Source organism: Mycobacterium sp. 1423905.2, assembly GCF_001673155.1.
GTDB lineage: Bacteria > Actinomycetota > Actinomycetes > Mycobacteriales > Mycobacteriaceae > Mycobacterium.
In genome coordinates this window covers 1-2,891 of the sequence record NZ_LZLE01000358.1, presented here as the reverse complement: position 1 = coordinate 2,891, position 2,891 = coordinate 1, and the positions used below count along the sequence as shown (strand labels likewise).

Sequence of the window (2,891 nt, the reverse complement as noted above, 5' to 3'; positions counted from 1 at the left end):
CCGGGCTGAGCTTCTCGGCGACCGTCGACACCCGCTACAGCACCAGCCCCACGCCGCTGAAGATGGCCGCGATGATCCTCGGCGTGCTGCTCACCGGCGCCGCGTTGATCGCGCTGCACATCCTGGACACCGCCGACGGCACCCGGCACCGGCGCTTCCTACCCGCCCGGTGGTGGTCGGTCGGCGCGCTGGACGCCCTGGTGCTGGCCGTACTGGTGTGGTGGCACTTCGTCGGCGCCAACACCGCCGACGACGGCTACATCCTGACCATGGCGCGGGTGTCCGAGCACGCCGGTTACATGTCCAACTACTACCGCTGGTTCGGCACCCCCGAAGACCCGTTCGGCTGGTACTACAACCTGCTGGCCATGTGGGCCCACATCAGCAGCACCAGCGTGTGGATGCGGCTGCCCACCCTGGTGATGGCGCTGACCTGCTGGTGGGTGATCAGCCGGGAAGTCATCCCCCGCCTGGGGCATGCCGTCAAAACCAATCGGGCGGCGGCCTGGACGGCGGCGGGCATGTTCCTGGCGGTCTGGTTGCCGCTGGACAACGGCCTGCGCCCAGAACCGATCATCGCCCTGGGCATCCTGTTGACCTGGTGCTCGGTGGAGCGCGCGGTAGCCACCAGCCGGCTGCTACCGGTTGCCATCGCCTGCATCGTCGGCGCCCTGACGTTGTTCTCCGGCCCCACCGGCATCGCCTCCATCGGCGCCCTGCTGGTGGCCATCGGACCGCTGCGGACAATCCTGCACCGCCGCTCCAAGCGGTTCGGGTTGTTGCCGCTCATCTCCCCGATCCTGGCCGCGGTCACCGTCACTGCCATCCTGATCTTCCGCGACCAGAGCTTCGCGGCCGAAAGTCAGGCCACCGTCCTCAAGCAAGCCGTCGGGCCCAGCCTGAAATGGTTCGACGAGCACATCCGCTACGAGCGGCTGTTCATGGCCAGCCCGGACGGATCGGTGGCCCGCCGGTTCGCCGTGCTGGCGTTGCTGCTGGCGCTGGCGGTGGCGGTGGCGATGTCGCTGCGCAAGGGCCGCATCCCCGGCACCGCGGCCGGGCCGAGTCGCCGCATCATCGGCATCACCGTGATCTCGTTCCTCGCGATGATGTTCACCCCCACCAAGTGGACCCACCACTTCGGGGTGTTCGCCGGACTGGCCGGCTCGCTGGGGGCGCTGGCGGCCGTGGCGGTGACCAGCACCGCCATGCGCTCCCGACGCAACCGCACCCTGTTCGCCGCCGTGGTGCTGTTCGTCATGGCGTTGTCCTTCGCCAGCGTCAACGGCTGGTGGTACGTGTCGAACTTCGGGGTGCCCTGGTCCAACGCGTTCCCCAAATGGCGGTGGTCGCTGACCACGGCGTTACTCGAGCTGACGGTGGTCGTGCTGCTGATCGCGGCGTGGTTCCACTTCGCCGCCAACGGGGTGCCGCGCCGCCTGACCCGCGACCGGCCGCGGCTGGCCCGGCTGGTGCAGTCACCCCTGGCGATCGCGACTTGGCTGCTGGTGCTGTTCGAGGTGGTGTCGCTGACCCAGGCGATGATCACCCAATACCCGGCCTGGTCGGTCGGCCGGTCGAACCTGCAGGCGCTCACCGGCAAGACGTGCGGACTGGCCGACGACGTGCTGGTCGAGATGGACCCCAACGCCGGGATGCTGCCGCCGGTCAACGCCGCGCCCGTCGACGCCCTCGGGGCGGGCCTGTCCGAGGCGTTCACCCCCAACGGCATCCCCGCCGACGTCTCCGCCGACCCGGTGATGGAACGGCCCGGTGACCGCAACTTCGCCAGCGACGACGGCGTCATCAGCGGTAGCGATCCGGGCACCGAAGGCGGCACCACCGCCGCGCCCGGCATCAACGGTTCCCGCGCTCGCCTGCCGTTCAACATCGACTCGGCCCGCACCCCGGTGCTGGGCAGCTGGCGTTCCGGCATCCAGGTGCCCGCGATGTTGCGGTCCGGGTGGTATCGGCTGCCGCCCAAGGACCAGCGCGGCGGCAAGTCCCCGCTGCTGGTGGTGACGGCGGCGGGCCGCTTCGATCCCCGGGAAGTCCAGGTGCAGTGGGCCACCGACGCGGAGGCGGCCGCCGGACGCCACGGCGGCTCGATGGGCTTCGCCGACGTCGGGGCGGTCCCGGCCTGGCGCAACCTGCGGGCCCCGCTGTCGGCGATCCCTGACACGGCCACCCAGATCCGGTTGGTGGCCGACGACGACGACCTGGCCCCGCAGCACTGGATCGCCCTGACCCCGCCGCGGATCCCCCAGCTGCGCACCCTGCAAGACGTGGTCGGCAACCAGGATCCGGTGTTCCTGGACTGGCTGGTGGGCCTGGCGTTCCCGTGCCAGCGACCGTTCGGCCACCAGAACGGGGTCGACGAGACACCGAAGTGGCGCATCCTGCCCGACCGGTTCGGCGCCGAAGCCAACTCCCCGGTGATGGACTACCTCGGCGGCGGTCCGCTGGGCGTGACCGAGCTGCTGGTGCACGCCACCACGGTGGCCAGCTACCTCAAGGACGACTGGTTCCGCGACTGGGGCGCGTTGCAGCGGTTGACGCCGTACTACTCCGACGCCCCGCCGGCCCGGCTCGAGTTGGGCACCGTGACCCGCAGCGGCCTGTGGGATCCAGCGCCGCTGCGCAAGGGCTGAACCGAAACGCCTAGTCAGCTCGTGCGCGGCCCCGCATCCGAAACCCACTCAGCAGCTTCGCCTACCATCGAGCCTCGTGTCCTCCGACGGTAGAGAGCGATTCCACCGAATCGCCCGGCTGATCGCCGTCGTCTCAGGCATCACCGGGCTGGTGTTGTGTCTGCTGGTCCCGCTGCTTCCGGTGCGGCAGACGACCGCCACCATCCGCTGGCCCCAGGGCGCCGCCGCGGACGGCAACGT

The 2,891-nt window shown here is 70.3% G+C and carries 2 protein-coding genes; both read left to right on the top strand.

Annotated features, from left to right (window positions below; translation table 11 throughout):
* A partial coding sequence (locus tag A9W95_RS24865; protein ID WP_067418898.1) for an arabinosyltransferase occupies positions 1–2,651 on the top strand: 2,651 nt, incomplete at its 5' end.
* A gap of 76 nt (positions 2,652–2,727) precedes the next feature.
* Positions 2,728–2,891: hypothetical protein (locus tag A9W95_RS28510; protein ID WP_156746394.1), on the top strand; the 164-nt coding region annotated here is incomplete at its 3' end.